General features: G+C 31.1%; 12 protein-coding genes and 2 tRNA genes. 12 read left to right on the top strand and 2 right to left on the bottom strand.

Features of this window, described 5'->3' with window-relative positions:
- The first annotated feature begins 4 nt into the window (after nt 1-4).
- The 6 genes from AC2UOP_RS02360 to AC2UOP_RS02335 all read left to right on the top strand — a co-directional run bounded on the left by AC2UOP_RS02360 (nt 5) and on the right by AC2UOP_RS02335 (nt 10,332).
- Nucleotides 5-1,006: a metallophosphoesterase family protein gene (locus AC2UOP_RS02360; RefSeq protein WP_484832489.1), complete on the top strand. Its 1,002-nt coding sequence runs from the start codon at nt 5-7 to the stop codon at nt 1,004-1,006.
- Nucleotides 993-2,156 (top strand): AAA family ATPase, encoded by a 1,164-nt coding sequence (locus AC2UOP_RS02355; protein WP_085840078.1) that lies wholly within the window; start codon nt 993-995, stop codon nt 2,154-2,156. Before AC2UOP_RS02360 ends, AC2UOP_RS02355 begins: the two co-directional genes overlap by 14 nt.
- Before the next feature lie 11 nt (nt 2,157-2,167).
- Nucleotides 2,168-2,404, top strand: a complete 237-nt coding sequence (locus AC2UOP_RS02350; RefSeq protein ID WP_484832488.1) for a hypothetical protein — start codon at nt 2,168-2,170, stop codon at nt 2,402-2,404.
- Complete coding sequence (locus tag AC2UOP_RS02345) at nt 2,397-3,053, top strand: P-loop NTPase family protein (protein ID WP_019213695.1); 657 nt, start codon at nt 2,397-2,399, stop codon at nt 3,051-3,053. Before AC2UOP_RS02350 ends, AC2UOP_RS02345 begins: the two co-directional genes overlap by 8 nt.
- A 4-nt stretch (nt 3,054-3,057) precedes the next feature.
- On the top strand, nt 3,058-3,249 hold the full coding sequence (locus AC2UOP_RS02340; RefSeq protein ID WP_484832487.1) for a hypothetical protein: 192 nt from the start codon (nt 3,058-3,060) through the stop codon (nt 3,247-3,249).
- A gap of 216 nt (nt 3,250-3,465) precedes the next feature.
- Nucleotides 3,466-10,332 carry a S8 family serine peptidase gene (locus AC2UOP_RS02335; RefSeq protein ID WP_484832486.1) on the top strand — a complete coding sequence of 2,289 codons (6,867 nt, stop codon included), beginning with the start codon at nt 3,466-3,468 and terminating at the stop codon, nt 10,330-10,332.
- A 56-nt stretch (nt 10,333-10,388) separates the two neighbouring features.
- On the opposite strand, the gene AC2UOP_RS02330 is transcribed toward AC2UOP_RS02335, so the two are convergent.
- Both AC2UOP_RS02330 and AC2UOP_RS02325 read right to left on the bottom strand, forming a co-directional pair.
- Nucleotides 10,389-12,443 (bottom strand): phospho-sugar mutase, encoded by a 2,055-nt coding sequence (locus tag AC2UOP_RS02330; RefSeq protein WP_484832485.1) that lies wholly within the window; start codon nt 12,441-12,443, stop codon nt 10,389-10,391.
- A gap of 85 nt (nt 12,444-12,528) precedes the next feature.
- Nucleotides 12,529-12,626: transfer RNA gene (locus AC2UOP_RS02325), tRNA-Sec, on the bottom strand.
- A 157-nt stretch (nt 12,627-12,783) separates the two neighbouring features.
- Here AC2UOP_RS02325 and rpsT point away from each other — a divergent pair.
- The 6 genes from rpsT (at nt 12,784) to AC2UOP_RS02295 (ending at nt 18,679) form a co-directional block, all read left to right on the top strand.
- Nucleotides 12,784-13,047, top strand: a complete 264-nt coding sequence (rpsT, locus tag AC2UOP_RS02320; protein WP_019213692.1) for a 30S ribosomal protein S20 — start codon at nt 12,784-12,786, stop codon at nt 13,045-13,047.
- Nucleotides 13,048-13,155: 108 nt separating this feature from the next.
- Nucleotides 13,156-13,231, top strand: a tRNA-Lys gene (locus AC2UOP_RS02315).
- A 134-nt stretch (nt 13,232-13,365) separates the two neighbouring features.
- Nucleotides 13,366-15,990, top strand: a complete 2,625-nt coding sequence (gene polA / locus AC2UOP_RS02310; RefSeq protein ID WP_484832484.1) for a DNA polymerase I — start codon at nt 13,366-13,368, stop codon at nt 15,988-15,990.
- Nucleotides 15,980-16,579 carry a dephospho-CoA kinase gene (gene coaE, locus AC2UOP_RS02305; RefSeq protein WP_484832483.1) on the top strand — a complete coding sequence of 200 codons (600 nt, stop codon included), beginning with the start codon at nt 15,980-15,982 and terminating at the stop codon, nt 16,577-16,579. Before polA ends, coaE begins: the two co-directional genes overlap by 11 nt.
- Complete coding sequence (locus tag AC2UOP_RS02300) at nt 16,563-17,138, top strand: lytic transglycosylase domain-containing protein (RefSeq protein WP_480019689.1); 576 nt, start codon at nt 16,563-16,565, stop codon at nt 17,136-17,138. The genes coaE and AC2UOP_RS02300 overlap by 17 nt, the downstream gene beginning before the upstream one ends.
- Nucleotides 17,135-18,679, top strand: a complete 1,545-nt coding sequence (locus AC2UOP_RS02295; RefSeq protein ID WP_484832482.1) for an ABC transporter substrate-binding protein — start codon at nt 17,135-17,137, stop codon at nt 18,677-18,679. Before AC2UOP_RS02300 ends, AC2UOP_RS02295 begins: the two co-directional genes overlap by 4 nt.
- Nucleotides 18,680-18,695: the final 16 nt, after the last annotated feature.

The raw sequence follows: 18,695 nt of genomic DNA, 5'->3' as shown, positions 1-18,695 counted from the left end.
TATAATGAAATTTGTATTTATAACAGATACACATATAAAAGAAAAAAATCCTATAAATAGACTTGATAATTATTTTGAAACGGTAATTAATAAGATTGACGAGGCTGCTCATTTTGCAGTTGAAAACAAGGCCAATTTTATAGTTCACGGTGGAGATCTTTTTGATACTCCAACCGTTTCAACTATTTGTCTTGTCAAATTTAATAGGATTCTTTTTTATTTAAAAGAGAATAATATAAAATTTTATGTGGTTAGCGGTAATCACGATATATATGGCCGTAATCCAGATACGCTTCCAAGAACGCACCTAGGTCTACTCGAATCATTTGGCGCTATTGAGATGCTTGATAGAGAAAATACTATTGAAGAAAAATTTTCTAATGGCAATAGAGTTAAAATTATTGGCACACCATATATATACAAGATGGACGCTGAAGATAAAGAAGCCTATCTACTTAGTGAATATGATAAAAAAGATGGCGAGTTTCTGATAAATGTCGTTCATGGCATGCTATTAGAAAAACCATTTATAAAAGAGATAGAACACACTGTTGTTACCGATATAATCAACACTAAGGCGGATTTAACATTATCAGGTCACTACCACACAGGCTTTGGCATAATAAGCCTTAACGATAGAATATTTTTAAATCCTGGTTCGCTTACAAGGTGCTCAAACACGACTGAAGAGTACAAGAGGATGCCTCAGTACGCTCTAATCGAGATAAATGATGACCTAAAACCAGATATCAAGCTTATTGATGTGAAGTGCGCAAAACCTGGCTATGAAGTTTTAGACAGAGAATATATCGAAAAGCATAAGAATGATAAATTAGAAGTTCTTAATTTTGAAAACACCATAAAAGAAGCGGCAGACTTTGATAAGTACGATTACTACAGCGTTTTAGAAGAGATTATTGAGGCAGAAGGCGTTGAAAAAGAAGTTATAGACGAGGCAAAAAAGCGCTTAGAGAAGGCGGAGGAAGATATTCATGGTCAAGATTAAAAAGATAGATCTAATTAATTTTCAATCGCATAAATTTACTTCGCTTGATTTTGCGGATGGACTAAACGTAATCGTCGGACCATCTGACAACGGCAAAACATCGATACTAAGAGCAATACGCTGGGTATTTTTCAATGAACCGCAAGGACTTGGTATGCTTAGAAATAACGAAGATTTTGTATCTGTCAGAATTTATTTTAATAATGATTACTCAGTTGAGAGAAAGCGTTCGAAAAAAGAAAATTTATATATCATATATAATGAGAAGACTGGCGAAGTTCAAGAGTTTAATAGCTTAAGAACAGGGCTTCCACCAGAAGTATCAAACGTGATGAAGATAAAAAAGATTACGCTTGATAAGGCGAGTGACATCAACTTCAATATACAGTTTCAGCATGATGGACCTTTCATGTTTAGCTATACAGCGACACAAAAGTCAGCTCTTATCGGTAAGATGTATAATTTAGATGTAGTTGACAAAGCCATTGATGATACAAACAAGGATATAAAATCTCAAAAGTCTGATATCAAGAGGATAAATGAAGAAATTAAAGAGCTTGATGAAAAAATTTTAATATATAAAGATATAGAAAAAGAAGAACAATTACTTAAAGATAGAGAGACACTTACAAAAAATATAGAAGAATCAGTAGAAAAACTAAATTTAATAAATTCACTTAAAAATAAACTTGATGAGAACAAGAAAAATAAAGACTATTTAATTGAAAAGATAAAGGATTTCGATAAAATTTTATCCAACGAAGCGCTTATAGAAAATATTTCTAAGTCTTATGAAATTTTAAATAAATATAAATCTTATCAAAATAAACTAGCTTTGATAAAATTAGATATCGATAAAACCGAAGCCATTTACAAGAAAAGTAAAAATATAACAGAAAAGCTTGATATAGACAATACCATAATCAAAAATTTAAATGCATTTAATAAGCTTAATGAATTAAAAAAACGTTTAAACGAATTAAATGGGTCAATTGAAAAAGGTAAGTACTTCATTAAGGAAAACGATGACAATTTAAATAAAGACTTAAAAGAATACACAGAACTACTTATCAAGCTAAAGAAGTGCCCATATTGCAACTCAGACGTTGACAAGGCACACATCGACTTGATTGTGAAAGAATATTTATAAAAGGTGATATTATGGATTATACAAATAGACTTGAGGCCTTGAAAGACAGTTTAGACAAGGCAAAACTAAATAAGGTAAAGTATGAGGAGAGGCTAAACATTCTTCTTAATGATAGGGAGAACATCATTAAAGAGATAAAAGCGCTTGGCATAGAGCCTGAAAACCTTGAAGCAGAGATAAAAAATTTAGAAAATAAAATAGCTACAGATATTACAAAGGCAGAGGAGCTTTTAAAAGACAATGATTAATTACGCTTTAGAGATCGATAGAATTAAAAAATTTAATAAGTCTCTAGAAAATAAAATTTTGCAAGATAAAACCAAGAGGGAGATGCTTCTCGAGAAAAAAGCTTCACTTATGAAAGAAGCAGAGCTATTGGACGAGAAGAACATGGTCTTCGAAAAAACGAAGCTGCTTTTAGAAAAAACTAGTGATTACGCTAGAAAACAAGCAATTAAGAGCATCGAGAGCATGGTTACAGGCGCACTTCATGAAATTTTTGCCTCGCAAAGCAAGTTCGTGATTGAAGAGAAGAGCATCAATGGTAAAGTCGCTGTCGATTTCTTTCTAGAAGATGAAGTAGATGGCGAGAAAGTTCTTACAGATCCGCAAGAGCAAAGAGGCGGGGGATACGTTGACATCATCTCACTTGCGCTTCGCTTTGCGATGATAGAAGTATTTAATCCCAAGATTGAAGGGCCGATACTGCTTGATGAGCCAGCAAAATTCGTTTCAGAAGATTATATCTACAATGTTGCTGAATTTTTATCCAAGGTGAGCGAAAGCTTTAAGAGGCAGATAATTATGGTTACGCACTCAAAATATCTATCAAACATAGGTGACAAGACCTTTGAAGTAATTAAGCGCGATAATGTTTCGGAAGTAGTGGAGAAGTAGGCTTATGATTATCAAAATCTTAATTGGCTTAGTTAAGATAATCTTCATGATAGCCTTTTTCCCTATAATATTAATTTTATCTTTGTTTAGTGATAAAAATACTGCAAAGCAAAAGAAAAATAAAAAGCAAAAGAAAAAAGATGATCTAGCTTGGATAGATCGACTTGAAGAGCTAGATGCCCTTATAGATGATTAAGTTAATAGTAAAAGATGTCCTATATAAAGCACAAAATTGTGTTTTATATAGGATTTTTTATTTGGTGGCTAAGTTAATTATACAATCTTCCAAAAAATAATAATTTCAAAAATATATGTCTTATCGTGATAGCGTTTTTTATTGACAAAAGATAATATCTATGCTAGACTTAATAAGTTAGCGTTTGCTAACAAATATTATCATAGGAGGTAAAATATGAGCAAAATTAAAAGAATTTTATCTGTATTTCTTGTTCTAGGAATGATATTAACAAGCTTTGTAGATGTTTTTGCAATTGAAAATAATGCGCAAAGCTATGAAGAAAAACTCGTAGAACTTAAAGAGATAGACGATAATGAATTCGTAGACGCAATTATTAAACTAAACAAGGAACTTGATTATTCTAGGATAGATAGCTTTGTTCAAAACAAAAGCTATGGAAAATCCAAAGAAGAGATTCAAGACGCAATCAGAGAGGAGATTGTCGAACAATCTGAAAGACTTGCTGAAAACTCACAAAAAAGCATAGTAGATATACTTGAAAGCGAAAAAGAAACAGGACAAGTCAAATTTTACGAGTCATTTCATATAATAAACTGTATTAATGTAATTGCTAAAAAATCATTACTATCTAGTTTAGCTAAAAGAAGTGAAGTTGAAAAGATAGTTTTAAATAAAAAGATAAAAGCTGATAAAAAAGAAAAGAACGCACCTGAGGTAAGAACTTATTCAATGAACTCAGCAAACGGAAAGCATGTTCCATGGAATTTAAAAGCTATTGCTGCTGATAAGGCTCAAGAACTTGCAAGCTCGTCAAATAACGAAGTGGTTGTAGCTATCATTGACTCTGGTGTTGATGGAAGTCATCCTGCAATTAAAAATAATTATAGAGGAAATGACCAAAATTTAAAAAAATATTCTTGGTATAATGTTGTAACTGAAAAGACTGGAGATAAAGAAGAACCTTATGATGATAGAGGACATGGGACTCATGTTTGCGGAACTATCTTGGGCCAAAGAGAAAACTCTCTTTTAGGTGTTTGTCCAAGTGCTAAGTGGATGGCTGTAAAAGTTTTTGATTCAAATGGTGAAACAGATAATGCTAAGCTTTTAAAAGCTGGTGAATGGATTATGGCACCTAAAGATGAAAATGGTACACCTCATCCAGAAATGGCTCCAAAAGTTGTAAATAACTCATGGGGTGGTAATTCAACAGATGGATTTTATCAAGATATGGTTAAAAAATGGAGAGAAGCAGGAATTTTTCCTGTATTTTCTGCAGGGAATGTAAGTCAATTTAATGATGGAGGGGAGGATTCTATAGGGACACCTGCTTCATATCCAGAAGCTTATGCAGTTGGAGCTATTAGACAAGATGAAATAGTTGCAAAATTTTCTCTAAGAGGGAAATCTAACTATACAGAAAATTTTAAGCCGGATATTGTTGCGCCTGGAGTTAATATTTTATCTTCAATTCCAAATGGAAAATATACAATTTATACTGGAACTTCTATGGCAAGTCCTCATGTTACAGGTGTTGTTTGTTTGATGCTTAAAGCTAATCCAAATTTAAGTGTTGATCAAATTGAAAAGATTTTAAATGAAACTGCAACACCTTTAAAAGACAATAACTATACAACAACTCCAAACCATGGTTATGGGCATGGAAAAGTTGATGCTCTTAATGCAGTTAAGCTTTCTGTAGGTCAAAAAAAGGGAAAAGATATAGATATTTCAAATATGAAACTTTTACAAGGTCGTATTCTTACAAATGGAGTGGATAATGAAAAACCAGTTATAAATCACACTCCGATTAGTAAGATTTTTACAACATATAAAACAACTTTTGATGCAAATGTAAAAGATAATGTTGGAGTCGATAGTGTAAAACTTTATTTAAATGTTGGTAGTGAATATAAATCTTATGATATGCAACTTAAAAACGGAAATGGACTTTCCGGTTATTATAGTATAAATGTTCCAGTTAGTACATTTAAAAATGTTAAAAATGGAAAATATTATATCGAAGCTACAGATATTAATAAAAAAATAACTAAGAGCGATGAAATTTCTTTTGAAGTTCAAAATGGAATTGGAATTGGTTATACACAAGATTTTGAAAAAGATACTTCAGGTTTTGAGTTGGGTGGACAATCAAAATTATTTAAATGGGGAAATATTAAAAAAGATGAAGCAAATAAAAAATTAATAGGGATAGAACCTTATAAAAATGTTCGTGGAAATTCTATTTTTGTTATGCCTCCAATAGATTTAACAGAAGAAACTAGAAATCCGGCTTTAAGTTTTAAACATTTTTATGACCTTGGAAATTACGAATCTGCCTTTTTTGATACTGCTGAGGTTTGGATTGCAGAAGCTAAAGAAGATAGTGATCCAGATAATTTAAAATGGGAATTAAAAAGAATTTATAAAAATTCTTCAAAAGAAAAGTGGGCTGATGAATACATTGACCTTTCAGCTTACAAGGGTAAGAAAATTTGTGTAATGTTTGGATTTAGACCTAATGGAGAATATAAAAGTAGTGGTAATGGTTGGTATATTGATGATATAAAAATAGAAGAAGCGTCAAAAGAAATACCACAAACTCCAAGTAAAGATTTAAATTTAAAAGATAAAAAAGATGGTAAATTAACTTACACATTTTCTCCTATAAAAAATGAAAAGATTACATCTTATGAATTATATAGAGCAACAAATGAAAATGGACCTTTTGAACTTATAAAAAAAGTTGAAAAGGGAGATTCTAAAAATGGATTTGGAAAATATTCTATTGATTTAGTTGATACTCCAAAGCCACAAAAAGGAACTTATTATTACTATGCTGTTGCAAAGATTGGTGAAAATAAAAGTGAACCTTCTAAAATTTTATCTCATACTTTTACAGAAGGGAAAGAATTCAAAAGTTTTGATTTTGAAAAAGAACAAGATGGATGGACTAGTGTAGAAAGTGATAAAGAAACAAAATGGGATTTTGGTAAATTAGAATATGGAGATCAATATAGTATAAACTATAAAAAACCTACTATTAATCAATCATTAGGTAAAAATGACGGTATGAATGTTTGGGCGACAAATTTAAATGATTATAGAAAGCCTAACACAAAATATTCACTTATCTCTCCAAGTATGGACTTGTCAACTTTAAAAGATGCTACGCTTTATTATCAAAACTGGTTTGGTTCAAGTGGAAAAAGAAAAACTGATGATTATGGTTCATATAATCAAGATATAGGAGAAATTTATTTTTCAAAAGATGATGGAACAACTTGGGATAAAGTTTATACTTTAGATGAAAGTGAAGTAGATAAGCATATAAAACATGCTTGGTTTACAAATGGTGTTGAAATTAAAAAAGATTATTTAACAGATAAATTTAAAGTTAAATTTGTTCTTGATGCAGGAAGTGATAAAGGAAATACAGATCCGGAGCAATGCGGAGGTTGGTATATTGACGATATTACTATAAATACTAAAGATGTAAAAAATGACAATATATCTCCATTTAAGCTTTTAAATATGGAAAATTTAAGTGAAGAAAACGCAAAAAAAGATATACTTCCATTAGTTGGGAAAATTACAATTAAAGAAACAGGAAAAACTGTTAATACAGAAGCTGGAACAGGTAAATTTAGTATAAAGCTTCCGGCTGGTAAATATACTGTAGTAGTTAGTGCAGATGGCTATAAGGACAAAGAAGAAGTTATAGACCTTACAAATGATGTAAATAAAGATTTTTATTTAGATAATTTTAAAAAAGTTTCTATATCAGTTAATGTAAAAGATTCTGATTATGAGTCAATAAACGGAAATGTAAAACTTTATAAAGAAGGAAAATTAGAACCCTTAGCAGAAGAAAATGGAGAAACTGTTAGATTTACAAACTTAACATCTGGAAATTACACTTTAGTTGCAACAAGCGATGGTTATAAAAGATTAGAAAAAAATATTAAAATTCCTGGAACTGGAACTGTAACTATGTTTTTAGAAAAAGTTTATCCAGAAAGTCAGTTAAATGTAGGTTATACAGATGAAAACGCAACTACACTTTCAGGAATGGACCTAAAGGATAGAGCGTTTGCAAATAAAATTTCAAATGATAAACTTGTAGATATAAAAGAAATTTCATATTTTATTACAAAAACTAAAAATGTAGATTTAACTAATAGTAAATATAGAATTTCTATTTATGATAAAAATACTGAAGATGAACTTCCTGGTAATATTTTATTTTCAAAAGATTTAACATTCGAAAAAGAAGGCTGGAATAAACTTTCTATTTCAAACGTTCAAGTAAATGGTGATTATTACATTGCATTTACAAAACTAGATGGAGAAATTGCACTTGGAATGGATGATAGTAAAGATGGAATTAATTCTTTCCAAATGTTTAACAGTGCTTGGGATGAACCTGAAACTAAAGGAACATATATGATAGGAGCCAAGGTTAATACATTATCTGATAAAGAAGTGAAACAAGTTACAATTAGTTTTGATAAAAACGGTGGTAGCGGAGAAATGCAAGCTGTAAAAGTAAAAGCTAATGAAGATTATAAATTACCAGAGTGTACATTTACAGCTCCAGACAATCAAGAGTTTGATGCTTGGCAAGTAAATAATGAAAGAAAAAATGTATCAGATACAATAAAAGTAGATAAAGATTTAACAATAAAAGCTCTTTGGAAAGATAAGAAAAATGAAAATCCACAAGAAGAAAAACTTGACCCTATAATGCCAAATCCACTTTTAATGACTACAAATGTAAATGATTTTACTCATTTTATAACTTATTCTAATGATAACAAATCTGATGAGTATTTAAAATCAGCCCAAAAAGTTATTGTAAATCACAAAGGAAAGATAAGTGAAATAACTGATGTTAAAGGCATTGACTCTACAGATTTCGCATCTAATCCAAATAAAAAACTACAATTTTCATTTACTGAAAAATTAGATAAAGATGATACTATAACTATTGTTTCAAGTAAATATAAAAATGTTGTTATAAAAATAACAATGGATAACCTTGTCGGAAATGATGTCTATTATGGAATAAGTGCAAATATTGAAGGTAAAAAGGTAGTTTATAAAGTTACTTTTGATAAAAATGGTGGTAGTGGAGAAATGAAAGATGTAGAAGTTGAAAATGGAGGAATTTTTACAGTTCCAGAATGTACTTTTACAGCACCTTCAGGTATGGAGTTTGATAGTTGGGAATATATGAATGAAAAAACAGAGGTAGGACATCAATATCAAATTACTAAAAATATAACAATAAAAGCTCTATGGAAGAAATTAGCAGATCAAAGCTTTGATGTAAAATTCAATCCTGGCGAAGCTAGTGGTTCTATGGAAGATGCTAAAGCGTATGCAAATGAAGACTTCATTGTACCTGAAGCAAAATTTATAGCTCCGGATGGAAAAGTATTTGATTATTGGCAATTAGATAATGAAAAATTACGTCCAGGTCAAAAGATTGTTTTAGATAAAGATATTGAGCTTAAGGCTATGTGGTATGATTTATCGCTTAACACAAAAGATCCTTCTGAACCAATTCTAGAAGAAATAGAATCAAAAGATTCATCTTATACTAAAGAAAATTGTAAGCACAGCATTGCATATAAGCCAAGCGACAAGGAATATCTTGATGCTATCAGAGAAATAAGTATAAAAAGAAAGAGTGGAGATATAAATAATTATCTATTTACTCAAGAAGCAGGACAAGATATGAACGGACAAGATATTTTAAATCTTGTATTTACAAATAAAACTTTCTTTGAAAGAGATGATGAGATTATTATTTCAGCAAGAGGATATAAAGATTTAAGACTTCACGTATTATATAGTGAAGATGCTGGCGCGAGCGCTTCATATGGTCTTGAAATTGTATCAACAATTAAATTTGAAACATTTGGCGGCACAGAGATTGAAGATCAAACCGTAAGAGTGGACTCTTCATCAATCAATGGGCTGGTAAAACCAAATCCAGATCCTAGTAAAGATGGTTATAAATTTATTGGATGGTGTAAAGATAAAGAATGTAGGGAAAATTTTGATTTTAACTCAGAAAGACCTATCACAGATACAACTGTTTATGCGAAATGGGAAAAAGAAGAGGGAGTAGCACCACAGCCAGGACCAAGTCCACAACCAGGACCTGAGCCACAACCAGAACCAAATCCACAACCAGGACCACAGCCAGGACCAAGTCCACAGCCAGGACCAGGACCAAGTCCACAACCAGGACCAGAACCACAGCCAGAACCGAAACCAGAGCCACAACCAGAGCCAAGACCAGAGCCAAGGCCATTACCATTACCAGAAGATGATGAAAGACCAATTAGGCCATACAGACCTAGACCAAAAACTGAAATTACAGAAGAGAAAAAAGTTAAGGAAGAAACACCTAGCTCCAAGCCTATTGAAAATAAAACTCAAGAAAATCTTTCTACTAAACCTATTGAAACAAAGAAGGAAGAAGGTATTATAATCGAATACCCTAAACAAGAAGTTAATCTTAAAGACGTTTCAAATGAGCCAAAAGATGAAGCTATAAGAAACATGGTAGAAAGAGGCGTTCTAAAAGGCATGGGCAATGGTGAGTTTAAAGCAGATTTAAGCATTAATAGAGCCATGGTAACAAAAGTATTCATGACTATATCTTTAGACAAAAACATAAACGCTGTGAATACATTTACCGATTTAGAAAATGATAAGTGGTATTACGAATCTATGTTGTGGGCTACATCTAAAGGCATAATAAACGGCTATAGTGACGGAACTGTTAAAGCAGAAAAGAAAGTTACTAGACAAGAGTTTATAGTTATGCTATACAATCTTATTAAGGCAAATAATATAAAATTATATGATGTAGTTAGCGTAGATGAAAATGAGTTTAAAAACCTACCACAATGGTCAAAAGAAGCAGTTATAGCGATTAAAAAGACTGGACTACTTCAAGTTGAGCCAAAAGGCAAGTACGCACCTGAATCTGAATTTACTAGAGGCGAACTTGCTTATACACTTGATATGCTTATAAAACTATTACAATTACAAAATAAATAAGCTGCATAAGTAAGACAAAGGCTATGAGTTGACTCATAGCCTTTTACATTGTAAAATTATTTAATTTTTTCTAAAAATATATTTTTAATTCTATCTAATTCTTTTTCCGCCTCGTCTTCATTTTTTGTTCTTATAGAGAAATAGAATTTAATCTTAGGTTCTGTGCCAGATGGCCTTATCGCTATCCATGAGTAATCATCGATGTAGTACTTAAGTACGTTCGATTTATCAAGGCCAGTTTCGTCATTTAAGTAGTCAATCCTTTTAATAAATTTAAGTCCACCTATCTCGCTCTTATAATTATTTCTAAAATTATCCATAATCTTATCCATCTTGTCCTTGCCATCAAGTCCTTCGAAGACTATGGACTCTTGCGTTTGAACAAAGTAGCCATATTTTTTGTATAGTTCATTTAAGTGGTCTAAGACGTTTATATCATGCTTTTTATAATAAGAAGTCATTTGAATAAGTATCATAAAAGCGTTTACAGCATCTTTGTCTCTAACAAAATCTTTATATACATAGCCGATACTTTCTTCAAAGCCGAAGAAAAAGTGCTTGTCACTCACATTTTCAAAGTCATTAGCAAGCTTACAAATGTTTTTAAAACCAGTCAAAACATCTTTAGACTCAAGACCATGGTCCTCGGCAATGGCTTTTGCAAAATCTGATGTAACGATTGATTTAACAAGATATGAAGTTTTTTCGGCCTTTTTATGATTAAGAATGAAGTCAAGCATAAGCGCGCCAAGCCTATTGCCATCTAAAATTACGTAATTATCATTTTTCTTCACAGCCATATTGATTCTGTCGCAGTCAGGGTCACTAGCAAATATCGCATATGCATTTTTTTCTTTAGCCAGCTTTATCGCCTCGTTAAAAGCTTCTTTAAACTCAGGATTAGGGTAAGGGCAGCTAGTAAAGTCAGGGTCTGGATGCTCTTGAATTTTAGGTATATGATAATTTTTAAAGCCAAAATCCTTTATCACTTTGACAATTGGCTTAAGACCAGTACCATTGAGAGGTGTGTAGACAAAATTTAAATTTTTATCCATATCTACATCAAGTTTAATAGAGTAGAGATCCTTATAATAAGAGTCAAAAAACTCATCATCAATCATTTTAAGATAATTTTCATTATTATCTGTAATAGAAATATTATCAAAATTTACAGTCTTCATCTTACTTTGAACAAGCTCAGCCATATCTTCAAGAATTTGCGATCCGTGCTCGTTATAGACCTTGTAGCCATTGTAATCTTTTGGATTGTGGCTCGCAGTTACCATGACCCCAGCAGAGGCTTTGTAATGCCTTATGCCATAGCTTACGAAAGGCGTTGGCAATGCATCATCAAAAAGATAAACCTTAATACCTTCTTTTGTGAAAATGTTTTTGCTAAGATGAGCAAATTCACGAGACATATGTCTTGTATCGTAGCCAATAACTACAGATGGCGCATCAAACTTTTCTTTTAATACTAAGGCGATGGCTTTGGCAGCAAGTTTAACTGTATATACGTTCATCATATTTGTGCCAAGACCAAGCTTACCTCTAAGACCAGCAGTTCCAAATACTAGGTCAGTCGCAAAATTATTTTTAATTTCATCTTCACTCATCTTTTTAAGAAGAGCATCGTCATCGCTACTTAAACTTGAATACGAAAGCCAAGTTTTGTATTTGTCATTAGTACTATTAGTTCTAATTTTCTTTTTATTTGAGAGCAAATAATATTTCATATTAAAAATCCTTGTAAGATCATCCATTATCTTAAGAATCTTCTTGCTTGCATAGCTCGTTTCTATGTAGACATTCACAAGCTTGTAAGGCCTTTTAAAATCAGAGCTCTTAGTAGATGAAAGATTATTCTCATCAAAATACATGTCTATGCTATCTTTATAATAATAAGTAAGAACCTTAAGCAAAGTCTCATACGCTTCGTAATAACTATTAACCTCATAAGCTTTTCCATTTATATATATATAAGAAAGAATAAGTCCGCTTTTATAATTAGCATAAGTGAAGCAGTATGGCTTAGTCGTTATGATTTGTGTATATGATTTATTTTTATTTATATCGTCATCGCTGTTTTTGAATTTCAAAATTTTGCTCATTAAATCACTCCTTTGTATATATTATAATACATATAGGGAAGATAAACAATAAAAAAGATCAAACTACAATAGTTTGATCAATATATGGCGGGAGTATGTGCGAATCGAACACACCTATGAAGCTACAAACCCCACATGCACGGTTTTGAAGACCGGAGAGCCCACCAGGACTCATCTACCCCCAGACCTATATATTATAGCATAATTGATATGAATTTACAAGTCATTTATATTTATTATGAGAATTTTTATAAAAAATCAATAAATATTAAAAAAAGTCTTGCTATTTCCAAAAATTTATGGTAAAATATCAATGTTATGAAATTTGGAGGTGAGATTATTGGCAAACATTAAATCTGCGAAGAAAAGAATATCAGTTATTAAGAATAAAACTTTAGTAAATAAATCTAGAAAAACTGAGCTTAAGAACCTTATAAAGAGATTTGAATTATTGGTTAGTGAAAGCAAAACAGACGAAGCTAGAGAAGTACTTAAAGTTATAGATAAAAAGTTAAAGAAAGCAGAACAAAGAAACTTATTCCACAAGAATAAAGTTGCTAGAAAGATGAGTAGATTAACTCACAAGTTAAATAAGGCTGTTTAGTTAAAAGAGACCTTATTGTCTCTTTTAACTAATTTTAAATTTTTTAAAAAATTTTTAAAAAACCCTTTACAAATCAAAAATCTTGTTGTATAATAGTAAAGTAGTTTTGGACCATTAGCTCAGATGGTAGAGCAACTGACTCTTAATCAGTGGGTCTAGGGTTCGAGTCCCTAATGGTCCACCACGAAGAAACGTGTTATTGCACGTTTCTTTTTTTATGCTTATATTTATTAATAAGTATAATAATTGAGCGTATTTGTGATTCTAAGCAATTGACAAATACCCCATTTAATGTTAAGATATTAGCAGGTGATTATAATGGAGAATTTTGTAATTATAGACGGTTCGAGCCTACTTAACAGGGCTTTTTATGCAATTAGATTATTAAGTAACAAAAAAGGCATATTTACTAACGGTATCTATGGCTTTTTAAACATGCTCGACAAGATTAATGCTGACTACGAGCCAAAATACATGTGCGTGGTCTTTGATAGAAAAGAAAAAACTTTCAGAAAAGATATCTATGATGATTACAAGGGCAATAGAATGAAGTTCCCTGACGAACTAAGCGTTCAATTCCCAATACTTAAGGATATACTTACTAAGATGGGTATTAAGGTTTTAGACAAGGCTGGCTTTGAGGCAGACGACCTTGCAGGCACATTAACTATGATTGATGATAAAGATATTAAGAAGTTTTTAATAACTGGTGATAAGGACTATCTACAATTAATTAAAGATGATACAGACGTTATTATCACTAAGAAGGGCGTTAGTGAGTTTGATACATATAATATTGAAAAGATGAACGAGGTTTATGGACTAAGCCCTGATGAATTCATCGATCTAAAGGCTCTTATGGGTGATCAATCGGACAATATCCCTGGCATTTATGGTATTGGTGAAAAGACTGCTCTTAAAATTCTTAGCGAGTATAGGACTATAGAAAATCTTTATAATCACATTGACGAGCTTAAAATTAACAAGACTAATCAAAGGATAATTGATGGCAAGGACATGGCTTTCTTATCTAAAAAGCTTGCGACTATCGTTAAAGATGTTGATATACCGATGAATATCGATGATTACAAAATTAATGATGCTGATAGTGATGCACTTAGAGAAGTTTTTGAAGAATTAGAACTAAATTCAAGATTAAATTCCTTAGAAGGTAGCAAAAAAATAGAGGTAGCGGAAAATAATTTAGATGTAGAAATTATTGGTGAAAATAATTTAAATGCACTTGAAAATGTTAAAAATGAATTTATATTTAGCATCACTACTGATACTGATAAATATTTCACTTCAGATATTTTATATATCACTTTTATACTAGATAAAATTTATATCATCAAAACTAACAATTTATCTTGTATAAAAAATATTTTAGAAGACGAAAATATTAAAAAAATTTCACATGACATAAAAAAAGCTTATGTTTTAGCGCAAAAAGAAGGCATCAAGATTAAAAATTTTGCTTTCGATACTGCCATCGCCTATTATTTAATTGATTCAAACAAATCAAACTATAGCATACAAAATATGGCTATGGACTATTTGCAAAGACAAATTAATGCTTTTGATGACATTTATAAAAAGGAAAAAATTAGAGATAAAAGGGTCTCAATCATTGACATGGATGTGGCAAGTGAAGTTTTAAGTAATGAGATTAAAACTATAAAAGATGCTTATCCAATACTTAAGGAAAAGATTGATAGTTTAGACGAAAGAACTCTTTTCTACGACATAGAGCTTCCTCTTAGCGAGGCTTTGGCTGACATGGAATTTACTGGATTTAGGGTCGATAGAGATGAGCTTTTAAGGCTTGGAGATGAATACGACGAGCTTATTAAGGAAAAGGAAAGAATTATATTTAGCTTAGCAGGTGAAGAATTTAATATAAATTCGCCTAAAAAGCTATCTGAAATATTATTTGATAAGCTTGGCATAAAGCCTATCAAAAAGACTAAGACTGGCTATTCAACTGATGCTGAGGTTTTGGAGAAGCTTTCAAACAAACATCCAATTGCAGATCAGATAGTTGAGTACAGAACTTATCAAAAACTTAAATCAACATACATTGACGGACTTAAGGACTTAATCGATGATACAGGAAGAATTCATTCTTATTTCAATCAAACAAATACAGCAACTGGAAGGATTTCATCGCAAGATCCAAATCTTCAAAACATTCCTATAAGGACTGAGGCTGGTAGAAAGATTAGAAAAGCTTTTGTTAGCAAGGATGGCTACACACTAGTTGACAGCGACTACTCACAAATCGAGCTAAGGATACTTGCTTACATCGCAAAAGATGAAAAGATGCTTCACGCGTTTGAAGAGGGCTTTGACATACACAGAAAAACTGCGTCAGAAGTATTTAACATACCATTTGATGAGGTTGATAGTGAGCACAGAAGCAGAGCAAAGGCAGTTAACTTCGGTATTGTTTATGGTATAAGCGATTATTCATTGTCACAAGACTTAAAGATTTCACGAAAAGAAGCTAAAGAATATATCGACAACTATTTTGAAAAATTCTCAGGCGTTCACAAATATATGAATGATGTAGTTGAAAAAGCTAAAGAAGATGGCTATGTTAAGACACTTTTCAATAGAAGAAGAAATATACCAGAGCTTCAAAATTCAAACTACAATATAAGAGCTTTTGGCGAGAGAGTTGCGCTAAATATGCCTATACAAGGCACTAGCGCGGACATAATCAAGATTGCCATAGTTAAGATATTTAATAAATTTAGAGAATTAGGTATCGATGCGCACATCATAGTTACTGTTCACGACGAAATCGTTGTTGAAGCAAAGAATGAAGAAGTGGACAAGGTTAGAAAGATTATTAAGACTCTTATGGAAGATATCGATGGACTTGATATGAATCTAAAAGTTGATATTAATCAAGCGGATAATTGGTACGATGCAAAATAATTATATATTGACAGGATCTATTGCTTCAGGAAAATCATCAGTTTTAAAGATTATAGCTGAAGAAGGATACAATACCATCAGCGCGGATGGAGTAGTTAAGGGACTTTACGAGGACGAAGAGTTTTTGAGGAGCTTTAAAAAAGAAATTGGTGAAAAATTTTTTACAATTGATAAAAAGCTTGACAAAGATAAATTAAGAGAGACTCTTTTTAAAGACATATCCTTAAAAAATAGAGTGGAGGCCTTCGTGCATCCACTTGTTTATGAAAAAATAAAAGAAATGCTTTTAGATGGATTTAATTTCATCGAAGTGCCAATGTTTTTTGAGGCACGTGAATATTTTCTTGATTCTAAAATTGAGATTAAAGGCATTATCTTTGTAAATATTGATAAAAAAATACAAGTTTCAAGACTTATGCATAGAAATAAAATTAGTGAAAAAGAGGCTATAGCCATGATAGACACTCGCGTTACGAGCGAAGAAAGGATTAAAGCGTCTAATTATATTATAAATAACAATGCCTCAGAAGACGATTTAAAGAGAGAAGTCTTGAAAACTTTGGAGAGAATAAATGAAAAAGCTAATTAAATTTATAATAAAGCTATTTATAATAATATTTTTGGTGGAGTTAGTTTATCTATACTTCATACCCAAAAAGTATGATGATATTATTGACAAATACTCAAGTGAATACAATGTCGATAGATCATTAGTTAAAGCGGTTATATTCAAAGAATCACGCTTTAAAGAAACAGCAGTTTCATCAAAAGGCGCAATCGGCCTTATGCAGCTAATGCCGTCGACAGCGCTTTGGCTTATGAACAAGCTAAAGATAGAAGATTATAAGATAGAGTCTGCCGACAATAACATTAGGCTAGGAACATATTATTTGTCATACTTAATGAACCTTATGGACTCAGATGAAGAGCACGCGCTTCTTGCATACAATGCAGGACCAGAAAATGCTAAACGCTGGGTCAATTCTGAAGGATACAGTAAAGAAGATATGGACAACTATGTTGACTTTAACGAAACAAGAAAATATGTTAGAGAAATCAAATTAACAAAAAATATAATTAGTTTTATGGATAAATATGGTATTTTTCTTGGTGAGCTTTCAAATTTATTGGAGGACTACATAAGATGAAAAAGAAAATATTTTTATTAATAATGGTTTTTGCGCTTTGCATCAATTTTGTAGCTTGCAATAAAAGTGATGATAAAGAAGACGCGAATAAAGAGGGTGGAGAAGCATATTTATTGTCACAAGGAGGCAATATCAATCTGCCGCTAACACCATTTAAAACATTTAATCCAATACTTAATGATAACTTGTATTATTTTTATTTCAAAGATTTGATATATTCAAGCCTTTTAGAAATTAATGACGATTCATCACTAAATAATTTGTTAGCAAGTTCAGTCGAAAAAATTGACGACAGAACTTATAGAATAAAGTTAAGAGAAGGCATTAAATTTCATAACGGCAAAGTTTTAAGCGCAGATGATGTAATTTTTTCATATAATTATATATTGAATAATAAGGATAGATCATTTTATTATAACTTGATCAATGACGAGTCAAATAAAATTTTTAATGGCTCGCAAAACTTTGCTATGAATAGAGTTGATAATAACACTATAGAAGTGAGATTTGCAAGCGCAAGTAAAAATAATTTATATAAATTAACTTTTCCTATAATATCATCGTCTGATGATTATAAAAATTATACGCCTAATGGCACAGGACCATTCAAGTTTAAGTCTTATGAAAATAACAAGACGCTTATTTTGGAGAAAAATAAATCTTATTTCAATGGTCAAGCATCAATTGATACAGTTACAGGCATTGTCATAGATAATCCTAGTAACTTTGAAGGCATTTTTGAAACAGGAAAGCTTGATATATACACGGCTTTTGATACAAATTACTCAGAGTTTTTAAACAGCTCTAAGTATGCTGCACTTGAGTTTCCATCGAATAAGCTTTATTATATAGGATTTAATTATAAAAAGAATCCATCACTTGACTTAAGAAAAGTAATTGAGGCTAGTATTAATAAAGATATAATAAATAAGGAAGTTTTTTCTACTAATTTATCACTATGTCAAGGATTTTATCCTGAAGAATCAGTATTTGGTCTTCACGATATAAAAGAGAAAGAAGATTTATCTAAGCTTAGTGTGAAAAAGAATGAAAATCATCAGTATGTCGATGAAAACAATAAAATTATTAAATTAAATATACTTTATAACAAAAACGATGCCAAGAAAAGAGCTATAGCCAACATAATCTATACACAGCTTGATAATGCTGGATTTAAGGTTGAGATGCTTGGTAAAAATGCAAATGACATTAGCTTTACTGAAAACTACGACATCTATGTAGGAGAGTATTTAGTAAATAATTCATTTGATTTAAACTATAGGTTTTCAAACAGATCAGAAGCAAATTTTACTAGTTACTCTGACGATAGATATGAAGCTTTACTTAATAATTTATATGCTAATAAGATTGAATACAAAGAAATAAATAATTTTCTTCAAGATGAAAAGATATATATACCGCTTGGTTATGAGAAGAACGCTTTAGTTCTTAAAGAAAATATGATTTATGATGGCAAAATTAATTTTCAAAATGTTTATTCGAAGATAAAAGATTTAATTATTGTGAGCGCAAAGTCTTGATATTATTCGAATTTAA

This window comes from Fenollaria sp. (assembly GCF_057222035.1).
Note: the sequence above shows the minus strand (reverse complement) of the source record. Positions and strands in the feature narration are given on the sequence as shown.

What these genes read in the sequence shown, in the direction of transcription:
- AC2UOP_RS02360 (WP_484832489.1), top strand. Translation starts at nt 5, where the DNA reads ATGAAATTTGTATTTATAACAGATACACATATAAAAGAAAAAAATCCT.
- AC2UOP_RS02355 (WP_085840078.1), top strand. Translation starts at nt 993, where the DNA reads ATGGTCAAGATTAAAAAGATAGATCTAATTAATTTTCAATCGCATAAA.
- AC2UOP_RS02350 (WP_484832488.1), top strand. Translation starts at nt 2,168, where the DNA reads ATGGATTATACAAATAGACTTGAGGCCTTGAAAGACAGTTTAGACAAG.
- AC2UOP_RS02345 (WP_019213695.1), top strand. Translation starts at nt 2,397, where the DNA reads ATGATTAATTACGCTTTAGAGATCGATAGAATTAAAAAATTTAATAAG.
- AC2UOP_RS02340 (WP_484832487.1), top strand. Translation starts at nt 3,058, where the DNA reads ATGATTATCAAAATCTTAATTGGCTTAGTTAAGATAATCTTCATGATA.
- AC2UOP_RS02335 (WP_484832486.1), top strand. Translation starts at nt 3,466, where the DNA reads ATGAGCAAAATTAAAAGAATTTTATCTGTATTTCTTGTTCTAGGAATG.
- AC2UOP_RS02330 (WP_484832485.1), bottom strand. Translation starts at nt 12,443, where the DNA reads ATGAGCAAAATTTTGAAATTCAAAAACAGCGATGACGATATAAATAAA.
- polA (WP_484832484.1), top strand. Translation starts at nt 13,366, where the DNA reads ATGGAGAATTTTGTAATTATAGACGGTTCGAGCCTACTTAACAGGGCT.
- coaE (WP_484832483.1), top strand. Translation starts at nt 15,980, where the DNA reads ATGCAAAATAATTATATATTGACAGGATCTATTGCTTCAGGAAAATCA.
- AC2UOP_RS02300 (WP_480019689.1), top strand. Translation starts at nt 16,563, where the DNA reads ATGAAAAAGCTAATTAAATTTATAATAAAGCTATTTATAATAATATTT.
- AC2UOP_RS02295 (WP_484832482.1), top strand. Translation starts at nt 17,135, where the DNA reads ATGAAAAAGAAAATATTTTTATTAATAATGGTTTTTGCGCTTTGCATC.